Annotated in this window: 14 protein-coding genes and 1 pseudogene; 7 read left to right on the top strand and 8 right to left on the bottom strand. The window is 45.2% G+C overall.

Annotated features, from left to right (window positions below; genetic code table 11):
- From BacF7301_RS05110 to BacF7301_RS05085, 6 genes and pseudogenes are all read right to left on the bottom strand, one after another.
- Positions 1-696 carry a hypothetical protein gene (locus tag BacF7301_RS05110; protein WP_167960832.1) on the bottom strand — a complete coding sequence of 232 codons (696 nt, stop codon included), beginning with the start codon at positions 694-696 and terminating at the stop codon, positions 1-3.
- A 127-nt stretch (positions 697-823) separates the two neighbouring features.
- Complete coding sequence (locus BacF7301_RS05105) at positions 824-919, bottom strand: smalltalk protein (protein WP_005681936.1); 96 nt, start codon at positions 917-919, stop codon at positions 824-826.
- A pseudogene (locus tag BacF7301_RS05100) lies at positions 916-1,444 on the bottom strand (N-acetylmuramoyl-L-alanine amidase). Before BacF7301_RS05100 ends, BacF7301_RS05105 begins: the two are co-directional and overlap by 4 nt.
- 19 nt (positions 1,445-1,463) lie before the next feature.
- Positions 1,464-1,961, bottom strand: a complete 498-nt coding sequence (locus tag BacF7301_RS05095) for an HU family DNA-binding protein (RefSeq protein ID WP_167960830.1) — start codon at positions 1,959-1,961, stop codon at positions 1,464-1,466.
- A 154-nt stretch (positions 1,962-2,115) separates the two neighbouring features.
- The gene (locus BacF7301_RS05090) at positions 2,116-3,114 is read right to left on the bottom strand and encodes a DUF4373 domain-containing protein (RefSeq protein ID WP_167960828.1); all 999 of its coding nucleotides are present in this window, start codon (positions 3,112-3,114) and stop codon (positions 2,116-2,118) included.
- A gap of 59 nt (positions 3,115-3,173) precedes the next feature.
- On the bottom strand, positions 3,174-3,512 hold the full coding sequence (locus tag BacF7301_RS05085) for a hypothetical protein (RefSeq protein WP_167960826.1): 339 nt from the start codon (positions 3,510-3,512) through the stop codon (positions 3,174-3,176).
- 392 nt (positions 3,513-3,904) lie between these two features.
- Between BacF7301_RS05085 and BacF7301_RS05080 the strand changes: the two genes are divergently transcribed.
- The gene (locus tag BacF7301_RS05080; RefSeq protein WP_167960824.1) at positions 3,905-4,618 is read left to right on the top strand and encodes a LexA family transcriptional regulator; all 714 of its coding nucleotides are present in this window, start codon (positions 3,905-3,907) and stop codon (positions 4,616-4,618) included.
- 145 nt (positions 4,619-4,763) lie between these two features.
- On the opposite strand, the gene miaB is transcribed toward BacF7301_RS05080, so the two are convergent.
- On the bottom strand, positions 4,764-6,137 hold the full coding sequence (miaB, locus tag BacF7301_RS05075) for a tRNA (N6-isopentenyl adenosine(37)-C2)-methylthiotransferase MiaB (RefSeq protein WP_167960822.1): 1,374 nt from the start codon (positions 6,135-6,137) through the stop codon (positions 4,764-4,766).
- A gap of 336 nt (positions 6,138-6,473) precedes the next feature.
- Here miaB and BacF7301_RS05070 point away from each other — a divergent pair, with 336 nt between their 5' ends.
- Positions 6,474-6,965 (top strand): ferrichrome ABC transporter substrate-binding protein, encoded by a 492-nt coding sequence (locus BacF7301_RS05070; RefSeq protein ID WP_167960820.1) that lies wholly within the window; start codon positions 6,474-6,476, stop codon positions 6,963-6,965.
- Positions 6,966-7,141: 176 nt separating this feature from the next.
- A complete protein-coding gene (locus BacF7301_RS05065; protein ID WP_167960818.1) occupies positions 7,142-8,641 on the top strand; it encodes a butyryl-CoA:acetate CoA transferase in 1,500 nt (499 codons plus the stop codon).
- 166 nt (positions 8,642-8,807) lie between these two features.
- Here BacF7301_RS05065 and dacB read toward each other — a convergent pair whose 3' ends face one another.
- On the bottom strand, positions 8,808-10,214 hold the full coding sequence (gene dacB, locus BacF7301_RS05060; RefSeq protein WP_167960816.1) for a D-alanyl-D-alanine carboxypeptidase/D-alanyl-D-alanine endopeptidase: 1,407 nt from the start codon (positions 10,212-10,214) through the stop codon (positions 8,808-8,810).
- Positions 10,215-10,491: 277 nt separating this feature from the next.
- Here dacB and BacF7301_RS05055 point away from each other — a divergent pair, with 277 nt between their 5' ends.
- The 4 genes from BacF7301_RS05055 to BacF7301_RS05040 all read left to right on the top strand — a co-directional run bounded on the left by BacF7301_RS05055 (position 10,492) and on the right by BacF7301_RS05040 (position 17,309).
- The gene (locus tag BacF7301_RS05055) at positions 10,492-11,055 is read left to right on the top strand and encodes an RNA polymerase sigma-70 factor (RefSeq protein ID WP_167960814.1); all 564 of its coding nucleotides are present in this window, start codon (positions 10,492-10,494) and stop codon (positions 11,053-11,055) included.
- Positions 11,056-11,131: 76 nt separating this feature from the next.
- Positions 11,132-12,295, top strand: coding sequence for a FecR family protein (locus tag BacF7301_RS05050; RefSeq protein ID WP_167960812.1), 1,164 nt, complete (start codon positions 11,132-11,134; stop codon positions 12,293-12,295).
- Positions 12,296-12,329: 34 nt separating this feature from the next.
- Positions 12,330-15,806, top strand: a complete 3,477-nt coding sequence (locus BacF7301_RS05045) for a SusC/RagA family TonB-linked outer membrane protein (RefSeq protein WP_167960810.1) — start codon at positions 12,330-12,332, stop codon at positions 15,804-15,806.
- Positions 15,807-15,821: 15 nt separating this feature from the next.
- Positions 15,822-17,309 carry a RagB/SusD family nutrient uptake outer membrane protein gene (locus BacF7301_RS05040; RefSeq protein WP_167960808.1) on the top strand — a complete coding sequence of 496 codons (1,488 nt, stop codon included), beginning with the start codon at positions 15,822-15,824 and terminating at the stop codon, positions 17,307-17,309.
- Positions 17,310-17,313: the final 4 nt, after the last annotated feature.

The following is a 17,313-nucleotide window of genomic DNA, read 5'->3' as shown; positions in this document are numbered from 1 at the left end:
TCATTGTTTTTTAATATTTTTCACCCGGTTACCAGATAAATCATAGCGATATTGCACAGAAGAATTATTCGGTTCCTCCGGTTGCACAGACGGTTCGTCAGGTATTCTCCTTTGTAGTTTTAAGGTGATATTGGTTCTTACATTACCATCGGGCTTGGATGCATTGCTCCCTTTATATCCTGCAGATATAATATAATAAATACCCGCTGGAAGATCAGACACATGGAGATATGCTTGTCCCCGTGATATCCATCCCGGAAAATCACTTGGCGGATCAACACTTATATAATCCCACGGATATATCATAGCCACATTCCGCACTAAATCACAGGTAAGTCCATCTATCGGTTCTTTCAACGGATCTATCGGAGTGACTAGAAACAGACTGGAAAAAGCGACATCCGATCCCCAGTTATTAATTATAATATCCCCATTAGTTTCAGTCTGCAACCGATAGAACACAGCACCACCCTCTGTCCATTCCACTTCACCGGTGAAAGGAGAACGATATCCATAACTGTCGTATAGCCTGTAATCGGTAGTATTACGAGTATCAGTAAAAGTGGATTGTCCCGCAGTAAATGTAACAGGAATCGCATCTCCTACCCAAGCCCCGGTCTTTTCCGGATCTTGTGCATATAACACCACATGAAGCAAAAACAGCATCACTATAAAAAATAGAATTCGTTTCTTCATCTTATTAATCACTTATTAGTTTGTTGATTCATTACTTTTTTGATTAGTTGATTAGAATTTCCTCACATAGATTTGAATCATAGTGAGGAAATCTTAAATATTTGCCGGTTGTAGTAACCGATATTGTTTACAGATTCATCGCATTAGCGCCCAAAACGCCTGCCAAAGCCGAAGCCACTGCGATAACCACTTTCAGGATCATATCCCATACTGATTTCTTCATTGCCATAATTTACCTCCTTTCTGTTTCTTTAAATAGTTGTTTTACTCTGTGTTCTTCCGTATTCTCCGCTTTGGTAGCGAATTCTCCGAATTCCTTCGCCACATCAAAGCACGGGCACTGTTTAATCCACTCTTCCGGTTCTATCTCACCGTTTCCGTTCAAGTCCGGCGACAGGTCGCGGTGTCCGCACACCCGGCAGCCGGGAAATCTCTCTTGCAATTGGCCGACGAGTTGCCGGAGCGTAGAGCGCTGTGCCGGAGTCCGGGTATCTGCCGGGCGTCCCCGGCAGTCCAGACCACCTTCATAGCAGATACCTATCGAGTGAGCGTTGAAGCCTTTCACGTGGGCTCCGATGCGTTCGACGGGGCGGGTGAGGTGCAACGTTCCATCCTTGCAGATGTAGTAGTGATAGCCTGTTCCGTTGAATCCGCGACGCCGATGCATCAAGTCCAAAGCTTCCGGCGAGAGTGTACAATCCCCCCGCGTGGCGCTACAATGCACCACGATTAAGTTGATAATTCGCATGTTAGTGGATGATTAGCTGTTATGCTGCCGGATCCGGTGTTTCACCATCATCTCCGCTACCGCCACCGGGTTTGCCACCTTCTCCGTCACCAGGAACCGAAACATCGGCACGGTCGAAGCGTACACATCGTGCACCTGTCACCAATGAACGGGTAGCCACAGTGCCATCCAAATGACGGGTAGAGCAAGGAAGAAAGCGAACCGTCAGTGAAGACTGAGCAGCAGAGACATCTACCGCAGTTTCTACACCCTTACCATTCGACTTCATCACCAGGCGAAAAGTACCGAAGCCATCAAGCGTCACACTCTCAGATGACTGGAGATGCTGGCCGACTACTGTCACCAGATTATCCAACGTATTCTTTACGTCACCCGGAGAAAGGGATGAATAAGCCGCTATCTCTTTAGAGAGTTGTGAAGTACTGACATTACCTGTGCGCAGCACACGAGGATAAAATAGTTGTTTTCCGTTTTTGTCTTTCAGAACGGACTGAAATGAACCATACAATACTGGCATAATCTAATTTAGTTTTTGTGTTTATTAATTCTGTTAGTTTAGTCTTGTCTGTAAGCTTATCGACACTACAAAGATACAATAGTTCAGTTTCGTATAAAAGCGTTTTTCAATATGTGTCTTAACTAAATTCTTAACCGGCTTTTCCCACTGTGTATCAGCGTATAGCAATTTCTTCCTTTCTGTTTACAACGCTTAGAAGATAACGCCCGGGGAGCTTTATTTTCCCGCCGCTACCACGCAATGTAGCAAGTCCCCGCCATATCGCGCCACCGATAGCCCCGAAATTGCTTTTCAGTATAATAGCATATTGTTCAGAGGGCGGGATGCCGTAGCTACGGAGATTATCGAGCAATCCCCCATAGTTGCGTAATGCCCCGTCAGCCGGTGGAAGCAGTCTGTCGATAGTCTCTTGCGTCCAAATTTTCCGCTTGCCGGAACCGGAATTATCCCGTCCGCAGGAACTTACAGGAGAAAACTCCTCTTCCCCAATCTTCTTCTCCGGCTTTTCGGTCTTCTCCCCTGCCGTTTCCAGGGGAGAATTAAAGTGGGGGTATTCTTTCTTTTGCTCTGCTACGCTGTGCTCTGCTGTGCTATTCTGTGCTATGCTATGTGTACTTGATGTTACATTTTCAGGGATTAATGTTACATTATTAGGGATAAATGCTACATTATCACCCTCGCTAATGCTTTCATCATGCTCCGATTTTCCGGAGCCGTCTATTGCTTTTCCCTTCGTATATTCCTTATCTTCAATCATTTCCTCGTTTGCCAACAGACAATATCCAGCTTCCAGAAACGAAGCACTGCGCCGGCGGGTGCTGAAAAGATACTGCCGCTGTATTTCGACGGAAGTCAGGATGCAGCCCCGCTCAAAAAGTCCGGCATCGAACAGGCCGTATTCCACCGCAAGACGGATGACACGTTCCACGTCATCCGCACTCTTTTCGTACAGACCTGCCGAAAGGTCTTCATAAAACAAACGGTCCGCATGGACATAATACCCCTCGCCCGCATAGATATACGACAGTACCTCTATCAGAATGCTAAGTGCGGAATCGCCCTCACGCTTCATGAGACGGCGGACGGCACGATCATGAATAAAATCCGTATTCAAAGGGAAATAATCCAGCCCCTTTTTCTTTATTCTTGCCATAATAATTCTATAACTTCTAATGATGTTATTTAAATTCGAAAATTCAGATGAAAGTGCTTTTATAGTAAAGCGTCTTCTTCCTGCGTTCTCATCCTCTTGCGCTCCATGCTAAGTCGCACTACCTGAAGGGCATGCAAGATAAACTGAATACGCGTCTCACGGTCTTCAATCTGCGTGATAACAGGATAGGGGAGTCGGTCGGAAAAGATAGCCTGAGAGATTTTTCCGCTATTGTATCGTCTGCGGCTCAAAGACTTACGACATTCCTTGCAGAATTTATCCGGGCACAGAGTCGTTTTGTTCAGATAGAAAAAGTCGAGCGGGAGTTCACGCTTACAGTTCTTACAACTACTGGTAGAAGTAGACTGTTCTGTTGATAAAGAGATTTCTTGTTTCATAATGATAACTTCGTTTTAATTCAAAAAAGAAACTGTTTGTTTATTGGGGATATATGTCCAGCATAGTGGATATATATGTCTACCGCAGTGAATCTATATACCCACCACAATGGATATATATGCCCACCAAAGCAGCGGTATAGAGGTGGTTTGATGGCAAAAAATGAACTTTCTTGCAACTTTTCGTAAACTTTCTGTGATTTCTCATGGTTATTCTGTTTTTAATTTATATTTTTGAAACGTTTTCGCAAGCAATGCACCACAAAGATAAAACTATTTTCATTTAAAAAGCAATTAGTTTTAGAATTTAATTTTCAAAAAGTATATAACAGACTATAAATGAGCAACTAATATGTTTATGAATATTTACATCAAAATTAAACGATAACAAAATGGATACAATTTTAGACGTACCCGGCATCATCAAGCGTGCCAAACAGGTATTAAACCTGAGAAGAGACAGCGAACTAGCTGAATATTTGGGAGTTTCGAGAGCAACAGTTACTAACTGGAGCGCACGAAACAGCATTGATTTCAAGCTGTTGCTTGACAAGTTCGGCGACAAAGTGGACTATAACTGGCTACTATTGGGAAAAGGAAGCCCGAAACACCAGCCGAGATTCTGCGAAAGCGAGTTGGTGAGGGGAGAAGTAGAGATTATACACAATCCTAAAGCAGTAGAACCGATAGATGACCGGAGCGTAATGCTGTATGATATCACAGCGGCGGCAAATCTGAAAACATTATTCACCAATAAGCAGCAGTATGCGCTGGGGAAGATATTGATTCCGAATATTTCCGTCTGCGACGGGGCGGTGTATGTAAACGGGGACAGCATGTATCCCATACTGAAATCGGGGGACATTATCGGTTATAAGGAAATCAGCAGTTTCGACAATGTGATTTACGGGGAGATATACTTAGTGTCGTTTATGATTGACGGAGACGAGTATCTGGCGGTGAAATACGCAAACCGGTCGGAGAAGGAAGGATGTATCAAACTGGTGAGTTACAATACTCATCATGAGCCGATGGATATTCAGTTCGCGTCCATCAATGCGATGGCAATCGTGAAGTTCTCGATTCGCAGGCACATGATGATGTAAGGCTCACCACAGATTACACAGATTCACACAGATTTTTCATTTATTCCTGCCTCGTTAAGAGTCTGTTTAAATTTAGCTATGCCGGAAACCGGAATAAAAATCTGTGTGAATTTGTGTAATCCGTGGTGAAATTTCTTAGTGAAATTTAAACCTCTTCCCCTTTCAGCGTAGCCGAACTGGCTTCCGTGACACGTACGTTGACAAAGTCGCCGACACGGTGCGTACCTCTGTCGAACACTACGACACGGTTCTGCTCCGTACGGCCGAACAATTGGTCGCGCGAACGCTTGGAGACACCTTCTACGAGGACTTCATACGTCTTCCCGATGCAACGCTGGTTGGATTCGGCAGACAGGCGGTTCTGCAGGGCGATAATTTCATTCAGACGGCGTACTTTCACGTCTTCGGGCACATTGTCTTCGAGATGTTTCGAAGCATACGTTCCCGGACGTTCGGAATACTTGAACATAAAGGCGGCATCGTATCCACATTCTTCCATCAGGGAAAGTGACAGGGCGTGGTCTTCTTCCGTTTCAGAATGAAAACCGGAGAAGATGTCCGTTGTCAGTCCGCAGTCGGGGATGATGCGCTTGATGGCGGCTACCCGTTCGAGATACCATTCACGGGTATATTTGCGGTTCATCAGTTTGAGGATGCGGGAACTGCCGCTTTGTACGGGCAGGTGGATATGCTTGCATACGTTGGGCACTTGCGCGATTACTTCCAGCGTTTCATCGCTCATATCCTTCGGGTGAGAGGTGGTGAAACGGATGCGCACGCCCGGAGCAGCTTCGGCTACGGTGCGAAGCAGCATTGGGAAAGTGACCACTTCGCCTGTCGGCTTCTCAAAACGGTAAGAGTTGACATTCTGCCCCAGCAGGGTGACTTCCTTGTAGCCTTTCGCCACGAGGTCTGACACTTCGTTGAGGATACTTTCTACGTCACGGCTGCGCTCACGTCCACGGGTGTAGGGGACGATGCAATACGTACAGAAGTTGTTGCAGCCACGCATAATGGACACAAATCCGGAGATATGATTGCCGCAGATACGCGAGGGAATCACGTCCCGATAGGTTTCGGTGGTGGAAAGCTCCACGTTGATTGCTTTCTCACCGGTTTCTACGGCGGCAATCAGGTCGGGCAGAGTCAGGTAGGCATCCGGGCCTACTACGAGGTCGACATGATGATTCGTAATCAAATCATCCTTCACCCGTTCGGCCATACATCCCAGTACGCCTACAATCAGGTGTTTCTTCTTTTTCTTCAGCGAGTGGAAAAATTCCAGGCGGTTCAGAATCTTCTGCTCCGCATTGTCGCGGATGGAACAGGTGTTCATAAACACGGCGTCGGCTTCTTCAAGCGTTTCGGCTACGGAGTACCCCGCCATTTGCATCACTGAGGCAATCACCTCGCTGTCGGCTACGTTCATCTGGCAGCCGTAAGTTTCGATAAACAACTTCTTGTTGTCATCGACCGTTTCAGTTGCGGATTTAAAGTCCGCTCCCGTTAATTCGTTCATATTCAAATCTTAGTTTTAAAATTCGACCGCAAAGATACGGCTTCGCTTTCAATAAGTGGTAAATTGGTACAAAAATTACGCAAAATCTTATGGTTTAGGATGCTAACTTGTAATTAATGTTAAGGGAATAAACATTTTCCGGTGATATCCTTGGCAAATTTAAATTTATTTTTCACATTTGTGCAATGAAAGAAACATTAGATTTTTTCATAGTTAAGGTTTAGGTTAAAAAAATTAAGGGGAGCTGTGAAGCTGCCCTTTTTTCATAATAAAAAGTTAGCCCGAACCGGATTTTATGTGTAACTTTGGCGGATAACTAATTAGCAGTGAAACATAATGGAAGATTTTTTGAAATTTCTCGCGATAGCAGCGGTCATTCTTATGGGAATAATCCAAGAGGTGAATAAGAGGAGTAAAGCAAAAAAAGCGACCAATAAACGCCCCGTTCCCCCGATATCATCACCCACCGAAATAGAGCCGGATGCTGTTCCCATGCCCGAAATGTGGGGCAGACCCAAGTCGCTGGACGAATTGTTTCAGCCTATATCTACAGAACAGCCGGTTTCCAAAAGGTCTTCGCAACAGGCTTCAAGGTCTTCCCAACAAGCTTCAAGGCAAGCGCCCAAGCAGAAAAAGAAAAAAGAAGAAGTATCCGTTGCCGCATCTCTGGCAAACAGTGCCGCTCAGGACCAGTTGAACGCCAGGCAAGGTTCTCATTATGATGCTCCTCACGAATCATCAGATAACAGCGAAGACTTCACAATCCACTCGGCAGAAGAAGCCCGCCGCGCTATTATCTGGGGAGAGATACTTCAACGGAAGTACTAACGGTAATTATGAAGGTTTATTTCAGGCACGGATTACACGGATTACGCTGTTGTTTTATGTAATCCTACTTTCTGGAAACCGTGTTATCCGTGTAATCCGTGCCTGAAACTTTAACAATAAAGCGAATTATTAACTTATTAGATATCAACTGTATTTAACACGAAATTGTACTATTTATGTCATTCAATCGTATTTCGGCAGCAGAAGCTGCAAGCCTTATTAAACATGGCTACAACATCGGCCTGAGCGGATTTACTCCCGCAGGAACGGCCAAGGCTGTTACAGCAGAACTCGCAAAGATTGCGGAAGCGGAACATGCCAAAGGAAATCCATTTCAAGTAGGTATTTTTACTGGTGCATCTACCGGTGAGTCTTGTGACGGCGTATTGTCACGCGCAAAGGCTATCCGCTACCGTGCTCCCTATACCACGAACTCTGATTTCCGCAAAGCCGTGAACAGTGGAGAGATTGCCTACAACGACATACACCTCTCACAGATGGCACAGGAAGTGCGCTACGGATTCATGGGCAAAGTGAACGTAGCCATCATCGAAGCCTGCGAAGTGACTCCGGACGGCAAGATTTACCTGACGGCCGCCGGCGGTATCTCCCCGACTATCTGCCGCCTTGCCGACCAGATTGTCGTAGAGTTGAACAGCGCGCACAGCAAATCCTGCATGGGACTGCATGACGTGTACGAACCGCTCGACCCGCCTTGCCGTCGCGAAATACCTATCTACAAACCGAGCGACCGCATCGGACTGCCGTATATCCAGGTAGACCCGAAGAAAATCGTAGGCGTGGTAGAAACCAACTGGCCGGACGAAGCGCGTTCTTTCGCTGACGCTGACCCGCTGACTGACAAAATCGGACAGAACGTTGCCGACTTCCTCGCTGCGGACATGAAGCGCGGCATCATCCCGTCTTCTTTCCTTCCGTTGCAATCGGGCGTGGGAAATATCGCCAACGCCGTGCTCGGCGCACTGGGACGTGACAAGACAATTCCGGCATTCGAAATGTACACTGAGGTGATTCAGAATTCCGTAATCGGCCTGATTCGCGAAGGACGTATCAAGTTCGGCAGTGCTTGTTCGCTGACTGTGACAAATGACTGTCTGGAAGGTATTTACAATGATATGGATTTCTTCCGTGACAAACTGGTGCTCCGTCCGTCGGAAATCTCCAACAATCCGGAAGTGGTTCGCCGTCTCGGTATCATTTCTATCAATACGGCTATCGAAGTCGACCTGTACGGCAACGTGAACTCAACTCATATCGGTGGAACTAAAATGATGAACGGTATCGGTGGCTCGGGCGACTTTACCCGCAATGCTTATATTTCGATCTTCACTTGTCCGTCAGTGGCTAAGGAAGGTAAGATTAGCGCTATCGTGCCGATGGTATCCCACCACGACCACACGGAGCACGATGTCAACATTGTTATCACCGAACAAGGTGTTGCCGACCTTCGCGGCAAGAGTCCGAAAGAGCGTGCGCAAGCTATCATCGAAAACTGTGCGCACCCTGACTACAAACAGCTACTTTGGGATTATTGCAAACTGACTGGTGGCAGGGCGCAGACTCCGCACGCTATTCAGGCTGCACTCGGCATGCACGCAGAGCTAGCTAAGAGTGGAGATATGAAAAATACGAATTGGGCTGAATACGCTAGATAAATCAGCAGAATAAGAAAGGGGAAGTATCAAAAACTCCCCTTTTGACATACCCTGCCTTCTACAATCATAATTGTATTCTTTGATAAACAAAATCTATATGTTTTTGTATATCAGAGAATACAATTTTCTTTTATATAAACTCAAATCAGGACGAAGGACGAAGTGGCTACTTTCCAATAATCGTCTCGCAAACCTTATCCTGGAATGCCCTTGCCTTAGCAGCCGAAAGCACATTCTGATTCATGATGGCAAAGGCTACCTCATGTCCGTTCTTCATCTTCAGATAGCCCGCAAGCGCATTGATTGCAGTGAACGAGCCTGTCTTGGCATGAACGTTTCGGAATGCAGGAGCACTTTTCATCCTGTTTTTCAATGTGCCGTCCACACCACCGACGGGAAGGGATTTGTATAGTTGTTGGAAGATAGCGGTTCGGGAGTATGCATACTTCAGGAAATCGACCAGCAGGGCGGGAGAGAGGTAATTATAATTGGATAGCCCGCAGCCGTCCGCAATCTTATAGTCTTTCGGGTCGTGCCCCAGGCGGCGGATTAACTTCATGATTTCTACGATTCCGTCTTCGGCAGCCACCTGCTTCTTTCCTGTAGCCTGTGCGCCGAGGCGGCAGAGGAATGCTTCCGCATTCAGGTTGTCACTCTCTTTCATCAGTTGGTTCAGGACTTTCTGCACCGATGTATTCCAACCTGCCATTCGTTCCACGTGAACGCTGTCGCGCGGCAATTCCGTGAATGCATAAGACGGGGGAGCAATGATTCCTTTTGCCCGGAGACGTTCGAGGAAAGTGTGCATAAAGAAAGCGGGGGAATCATAGATATTGATATTATCTTTCCGGATGGAAGCGACATTACCCGAAACAACCAAATTATTCCCGTTCGTCAGCCAGTCTCTGGAGAAGGAGAACTTTCCGGCAGAGGAAGTACGTGTCTTTGTCCGGTTGGTCAAAGTGTAATAGGAAGAGAGAGGTTTGCAGGATATGCTTGCCGTATCTCCTTGCAAGGTGGAAGGAACCACGGAGACTTCAACCGTTCCCTTGCAGAACATAAGCGGAGACAAATACGGCTGGTATCCCGCAGGGGTATCGTCCCATGCCCATCCATGCCCCCAATAGAGGGAGTCTTTCATCGAAACATCACCATATACCTGTCCGTTAATCACGGAAAAAGGAAAAGTTATCACTTCCTCTATCAATGAGTCCATCGCCTGACTGTCAAATTCGGGGTCGAATCCGCCTACTACGTACAGATTGCCTTGGAGCGTATCATGCTCTATCACGCCGTCGTGCCACACTTTCGTTCGGAAAGGTTCGCCCGCGTCAGGGCGGGAGAGGGCGGTAATGGCCGTCAGCAGTTTCATGGTAGAGGCAGGGCGGGAAAGTTTTTCCGCACGATAGTTATACAACGGCTTCTTCGCCGTCAGGTCATAAACGGAGATACCGACTTCGGACGCTTCGGGAAGCATCTTTTTAATAAGCGAGTCTATCTGTGAAAAGTCTCTCTGCGCCCACAACGGCAGCAAGCAGACGGACAATGTAACTAATAAAAGAACTTTCTTCATACAATACGGTTTATGAATCGAATCACACCCGCAAATATAGCACTTCCCAACTGAATTTGTCTGGAATCTGACAAAAAACAAAAGAGAGAGCTTGATTACAAATAGTTAGTGTTCGGGGAAAACAAATGACAGCAGAAAAGAAAATAATAGAAAAAAACACCAAAAAAGTTTATCTGATAAAAGGAAATATTTACTTTTGTGGCATGTAGAGAAGAGGATGCCCTAAAAAAGGCTAGCGCATACACAGTCTTTTTTTAAAACAGAACAGCATAACTGAATGATAATACCTCAGGAAAATAATATTGATGCCTTTGGAATTAATAGAATAAACAACAAGAAAGAGTTTGATTTATTCTTTAAAAAATACTATACTCTATTTCTTTCTTTTGCCTGTCGGTATCGCCTGGGTACGGAAGAGGCGCGCGATATTGTTCAGGATGTTTTTATCGCCTTTTGGGAGCAACGCGAAAACTTCACTTCTATTGTAACCATCAAAGCTTTTTTCTACCGTTCCATCTCCAACCGCTGCCTCAACTATCTGAAACATGAGGATGTGAAAGACCGCTATGCCGAAAGCCAGATACAGGTCATGCAAAGCGAAGAATTCATCCAGGAAAATATTATCCGTGAGGAAGTATCTTTTATGGTACGCCGGAAAATCAAGGAACTCACTCCGCGAGAACAGGAAATTATCATTCTTTCTCTTCAAAATAAGTCCAACCAGGAGATAGCCGAATTGCTGTCTATATCAGTTCCTACCGTAAAGACACACAAGATGCACGCATACGCCCGACTACGCGCTGAACTGGAAGAATTAAGATTTCTGCTACTTATTTTATAAAAAATTGATTTTTATATCATACCATATTTAATCTGTGTTGTTTTACTTATAGAATAACACAAATCCCGTTATATAAATGACAGACCAAAAGCTTAAAGAAAGCATGCAGGTGGCCGAGGAATTGGCGAAAGAAATCTGCACAGGCGAACCATCCACTTCACTTCTGGCTCAGAAGTGGAAAGAGGAATCACCCGAACTATACGAAGAAATACGGAAGCAGGAGAGCCTGTCGCAGGCAATCTCCTTCCACGACTCCATTGATACCCGACAGGCGTTGGAAGAAGTCAGCAGCCGACTGAACCTTCCGCCAAGACGATTCGGCAGACGTATTATATATAATATAGGTATCGCAGCTTCTTTCTTGTTAATCCTCGGAACGGCAGCCACATGGTTATGGATGAGAAACAGCGAAGAAACTGTTGCCGAATGGGCTGCGTCCGTACCCGAACCAGCCAAGATTTCACTTATCGCGCAAAATGACGAGCCGATGGAACTGGCAGAAAGCAATCTGACTGTCCAAGGCAACCAATTGATTGGAAGCACGCTGGACGGAAAAAGAAATATCGCTATCGAATTAAAGCCCGACAACCAGTTCAACAAGCTGGCAGTACCGGCAGGCGGTGAATATCGTCTGACACTGGAAGACGGAACAGTAGTTCAAGTGAATGCAGCTTCGGAACTGCTCTTCCCTGCGCATTTCAAGGAGCACATACGCCAGGTTGAATTAAGAGGAGAGGCATATTTTAAAGTTAAGCATAATTCGGAAAAACCTTTCAATGTACTGCTTGGCACACTGAATGTACAAGTCACGGGGACGACCTTTAATATTAAAGCCTACGAAGAAGAAGGAAATGTATCCATCACTTTGGTTGAAGGTTCGGTCAACGTACGCGAAGGACAGAAAGTTCTTGCCACATTGTCTCCGGGCGAACAGTTCACTTATCATAAAACAACATGCGAATACAGCACATCACAAGCCAATATATCCGTTATCACCAGTTGGACGGAAGATAAGTTTATCTTTAACAATGAGACTATCGGTACTATAATGAATGAGCTTTCACGATGGTATAATGTAGACATCAATGTGAGCGAAGATATACAGGATATACGTTATAGCGGCATACTATCACGAAAACAGCCTCTTACGGAAATCCTTAATATCCTGCATCTCACAAATGAGCTTGATTTTAAAATCTATCAAGACAGAAGGATAGATGCCATAGAGAAAAAAGACTAACAGTAACATCTAATATTATAAACTTCACACAGTTATGACAAACAAGTTTATTTCCAGAGGACTCATGTTGGTAGTTGCCCTCATCTTGTCCTGTACTGCTCCGCTGGTATATGCTCAGACTGGCCATCCGGAAAAGATTACAATTACGGTCACTAAGAAACCGTTGGAAAATGTGTTGGAAAAACTGAGTAAACAGTATGATTACCAGTTTTTCTATAACGCCTCTCTACTGAAAGGAGTCAATGTTTCTGCATCCCTGCAGGAAGCCGGCATCAAGAATGTGATGAAAGTACTTCTGACAGGAACCGGACTGCAATATTCCATAAAAGGAAGAACAATTGTCATTACTGCAATCCCCAAGAAAGCAATATCACAAACGCCACTGCATGGACGTGTCACCGACAGTGATGGTAATGTACTTCCGGGTGTCGCTATTTTCACACAAGATAAAAGTCAGGGATCCGTCACAGACATTGACGGACGTTTCACTTTCTCCAAACCACTGGCATACGGAACCGTACTGAACTTTTCTTCCGTAGGTATGAAGCCTCATGACGTAGTATATAGCGGTGAACAACTCCTGCAAGTAGTCATGGTAGAAGATGTGAAGCAACTGGATGCAGTAATCGTTACCGGTTTCCAAACTATCTCGCGCGAACGGTCTACCGGAGCCGCCACGATTGTGAAGAGCGACTACCTCGACAAAATCCAGGGTATGAACCTGGGAAGCAAACTCGAAGGCAGTACTCCGGGACTAACAACTTACAACGGAAAAACCAGTATTCGTGGTACTTCTTCATTTGCTATCAATTCTACCCCGCTTCTGGTATTGGACGGACAACCCGTCACCGGTGTCAGTCTCAATGAGCTGAACCCCGATGATATCGAAACAATCACTGTCCTGAAGGATGCTGCCGCAACCTCTTTATACGGTGTACGCGCCTCAAACGGTGTAATCGTCGTGTCAACCAAACGTGGAACTAGCAAGAAGCCGAATATCAACGTTTCCGCCAACTTCTATCTCAATCCGTTACCTTCGCTCGATTACCAGCATTATGCTTCTACAAGCGATGTTATTGACTACGAACAAAGTTATCTGTTGAACAATCCGACTTATCAAAATAATCCGCTGGATTACTTTGAAAGTCTGAATCAGTTCCCAGCACCTAAATATATGACTAGCATAGACAGGCTCTACTATCGTTTGGCAAAAGGCGAAATAACGGAAAAACAACTAAATAGCACACTAGACGTACTACGCAAGAATGATTACCGCAAAGCATATCGTGAAGCGTTGCAACAAATGAACTTCACGCAAGATTACAATGTTTCTATCTCAAAAGGTGGTGATAAGTCAAGCTTATTTTTCTCTGCACGTTACGAAAATCAAACAACTTACAACAAACACGACCAATGGGATAGATATACCTTTTATCTGAAAAACGAGTTGGATTTGACAAAATGGTTCAAGCTAACTCTCGGCGCCAATGTCTCTATCACCGGAAGCGAATACTCACAAGCCGAATTCCAAAGTGGAACAGATGCCATGCCCTACGAAACACTCTATAACGAAGACGGAAGTTATGCTTACACCTATCTGCACAACTACTACAACGCACAGAAAATCAATGAAACGGAAGGTCTGGAGTTTATGGGGTACAACGCTGTAGAAGAAGCCACAAAAAATATGCAAAAGAACAACGATATGTACTGGAAACTATTCACCCATGCAGACTTCAAGATATTCAAAGGGCTAGATTTGGGTGTAAAGTTCCAATATGAGAACCGAACCTCGGATACAGAACAGTATGACGAAGCTGATTCTTACAAGATGCGATACATGATTAACCAATTTGCTTCAGTAAACCCTGAAGGAGGATTTACTTACAATATCCCACAAGGAGGAAGACTGACGAACGCGAACACACGATGGTCATACCTAAATCTGCGGGCACAACTCAACTACCAAACAATGATTGCTGAGAAACATGATATCACCGCTTTATTAGGAGGAGAAATCCGCGAAGACAAATACCGTAGGAAAAATGGAGAACGATACGGATATGATGACCTGAAACTAACTTACCAACAAGTAGACTGGCTGAAACTGCAACAAAATGGAGTGCTCGGACAAATAAGCGGCAACGCAGCCAGAAAGTCTGAAGAAGCTGCAGTGTCTGACACACACCACCGATATGTCTCAGCATACTTTAATGCCGGCTATACATACGACACACGCTACGCCCTGAATGCCAGTGTCCGCATAGAGCAAGCCGACCTGTTCGGTACAGACCCCAAATATCGTTACCGCCCGCTTTGGTCGGCAGGAGCTAGTTGGAATATTTCTAATGAAGAATTCATGAAAGGAATGGAGTGGCTTGATATGCTCAAGCTACGTGTCACTTACGGTATTACCGGTAATGTAGACCAAAGCTCTTCTCCCTACCTGTTAGGAACCTACCTGACTTCCATGTATAGCGGCGCTAACCTGACAGACATCCAAAGCCCCCCTAATAAAATGCTCCGTTGGGAGAAAACTTCAACAGTCAACATAGGGCTGGATTTCGCATTCTTCCACAGGCTAAATGGTAGTATTGACTTCTACAACCGCTATAGTTCGGACTTGCTGGCACGAAAAAGCCTCGACCCGTCCACCGGTTTTGAGAGTGCCAAGTTCAATAACGGAGCAATGCGCAACAGAGGTATTGAACTCAACCTTTCTTATGACTGGCTGAAAAGCAGGGACTGGTCACTCAATACAGGATTTACTGCCGCATTCAACAGCAATAAAATTAAAGAAGTAGGCTACCTGCCAACAGACGCAGTAACCATGATGCGATACCCGGGCAGCAACTACCTGAAAGGAGATACATATAATTCAGTATATGCCTATCGCTACGCCGGACTGACAGCAGAAGGAAATCCATCTGTATACAATGCAGACGGAGAAGTCATTTCACTGGAAGGAGTTCGTGACATCAATGCCTTGATATGCGTAGGACAATTTGACCCTAAATGGAACGGGGCTCTCGACATCAGCCTGCGTTGGAAAGAACTGAGCCTTTTCACCAAAATTGTATACTACACCGGACATACATTGCGAACAGACGCCACTCCCCTTTACAATGGAATAGATACTGATAAAAAAGGGAATATGCATGAAGATATTGCCAGGCGGTGGACACCGGAACATACTGATACGGATATCCCGTCCATGAACATATACGGAATGCAGGGAGAAAGAGAGAATCACTGGAAATATGCCGACTATAACACGGCAAGTGCTTCCTTTATCAAAGTGCGTAATATCGGGCTTTCCTACAACTTGCCGAAACAGTGGATTAACAAAGCCGGATTCAAAGCTATCAGCCTGCACGCACAAGTCAACAATCCTTGCTATTGGGCTGCCAACAAAAGGGATATCGACCCGGAAGCCTTCAACGCCAATAGTGGAACCCGGAATTCCGAACAAGCCACCAGCTATATATTGGGTATTAATATCAACTTCTAAGCAACTCTATCCATTATGAAACGAAATATTATTATAGGTTGTATCGCAGCAGCAACATTCATATTCACCGCCTGCGACAATTATCTGGATTTGGTACCTAAAGGTGAATCAGTCCTCAACGAAACCAGCGACTATCTCGGATTACTCGAAGACATGTACGGCTACCCCTTAGAAACCGAATGGTATCTATGTGGAGAAAATGCACCCGCCTATGTAGAGCAAATTAAAAACTATACAAACCCACTCATATCTGCCAGTTTCTTCTGGAATGAGGATTTCGACCGGGCTACTTACATGACAGCTACAGGAAGTGGTGACTTATATTCCATGTGTTACAATAAAATAGCAAAATACAACATCATCATACAAAATATCGGTGATGCCAAAGGCAGCGAAAGTGACAAAATTGAAGGCATTGCGCAAGCGAAAATATTACGTGCATACAATTACTTCTATCTCATCAACACCTTCGCCAAACCATATGACCCGGCAACAGCTGCCCAAGAACGGGGAGTCATTCTTCGTGATGAATTCAGCCTGGAAGACGAAGGAGAGCAAAAAACTGTGGCAGACACCTATAAACTAATCCAGCAAGATATAGAAGACGCCTTATCCGGACTGCCACATAAATCACTGAACACATTCCGCCCCGACAAATCATTCGGCTATGCACTAAAAGCTAAAGTGCACCTGTTTAAGAGAGAATTCGACCAAGCTTTACAAGCTTCGCTCGATTGTCTCAAGGAAGCGGAAGAAAAAGGCAATCACAAGTTATGGGATATGAATACAACTTACCAAAGTGCATTGACACAATATAAGGCATCAATGGGAATGCAGGCAATGCCGGATATGATGTTTGAATATGGCATGTCAATGTACTCCATGTTCCGCATGATGGGCAGTATAATGTATTTCAAGCGCGAATATGACAACACAGAGAACCTGCTTTACCAACATGGGCTGAATTTCATGTCCCCGCAGGCATCCCTTATACGTAAGCCTGTTGTGGATTTATTCAGCCCGAAAGAAGACTTGCGTTATACATTCTGTATCGCCACGACAACAGAAGGGCCTGCCACCCGTGAACCAGGCTCCAAGATGTTGAACATTATGTCTTTTCACTGGAACTGCGGGGGAGTCAAACTTTCCGAAGTATACCTGATGGCTGCCGAATGTTACGCCCGCAAAGGCGACAAGGATAATGCCCTCAAATATGTCAATGACTTACGCAAGAACCGCCTCATCAAAACATATTACACCGACCTGACTGCTGCGGACGCCACCGAAGCCATGAAAATCGTCCGCGAAGAGCGTAAACGTGAACTGTTGTTCACTAGTAACGGTTTCTTTGACATGCGCCGTTTCTGCACAGAGTTCAACGAAACTTTGACACGTGAGTTCGAGGAAAAGACATATACACTGAAACCGGCATCGCACCTACTTACATTCCCATTCCCTGTAGCTGCCATGCAAAATAGTAACTTAATACAAAATAGCAAATAATGAA

This window comes from Bacteroides faecium (assembly GCF_012113595.1).
Taxonomy (GTDB): Bacteria; Bacteroidota; Bacteroidia; order Bacteroidales; family Bacteroidaceae; genus Bacteroides; species Bacteroides faecium.
The sequence above is the reverse complement of the archived record's forward strand: the minus strand, read 5'-3'. Positions and strand labels throughout refer to the sequence as shown.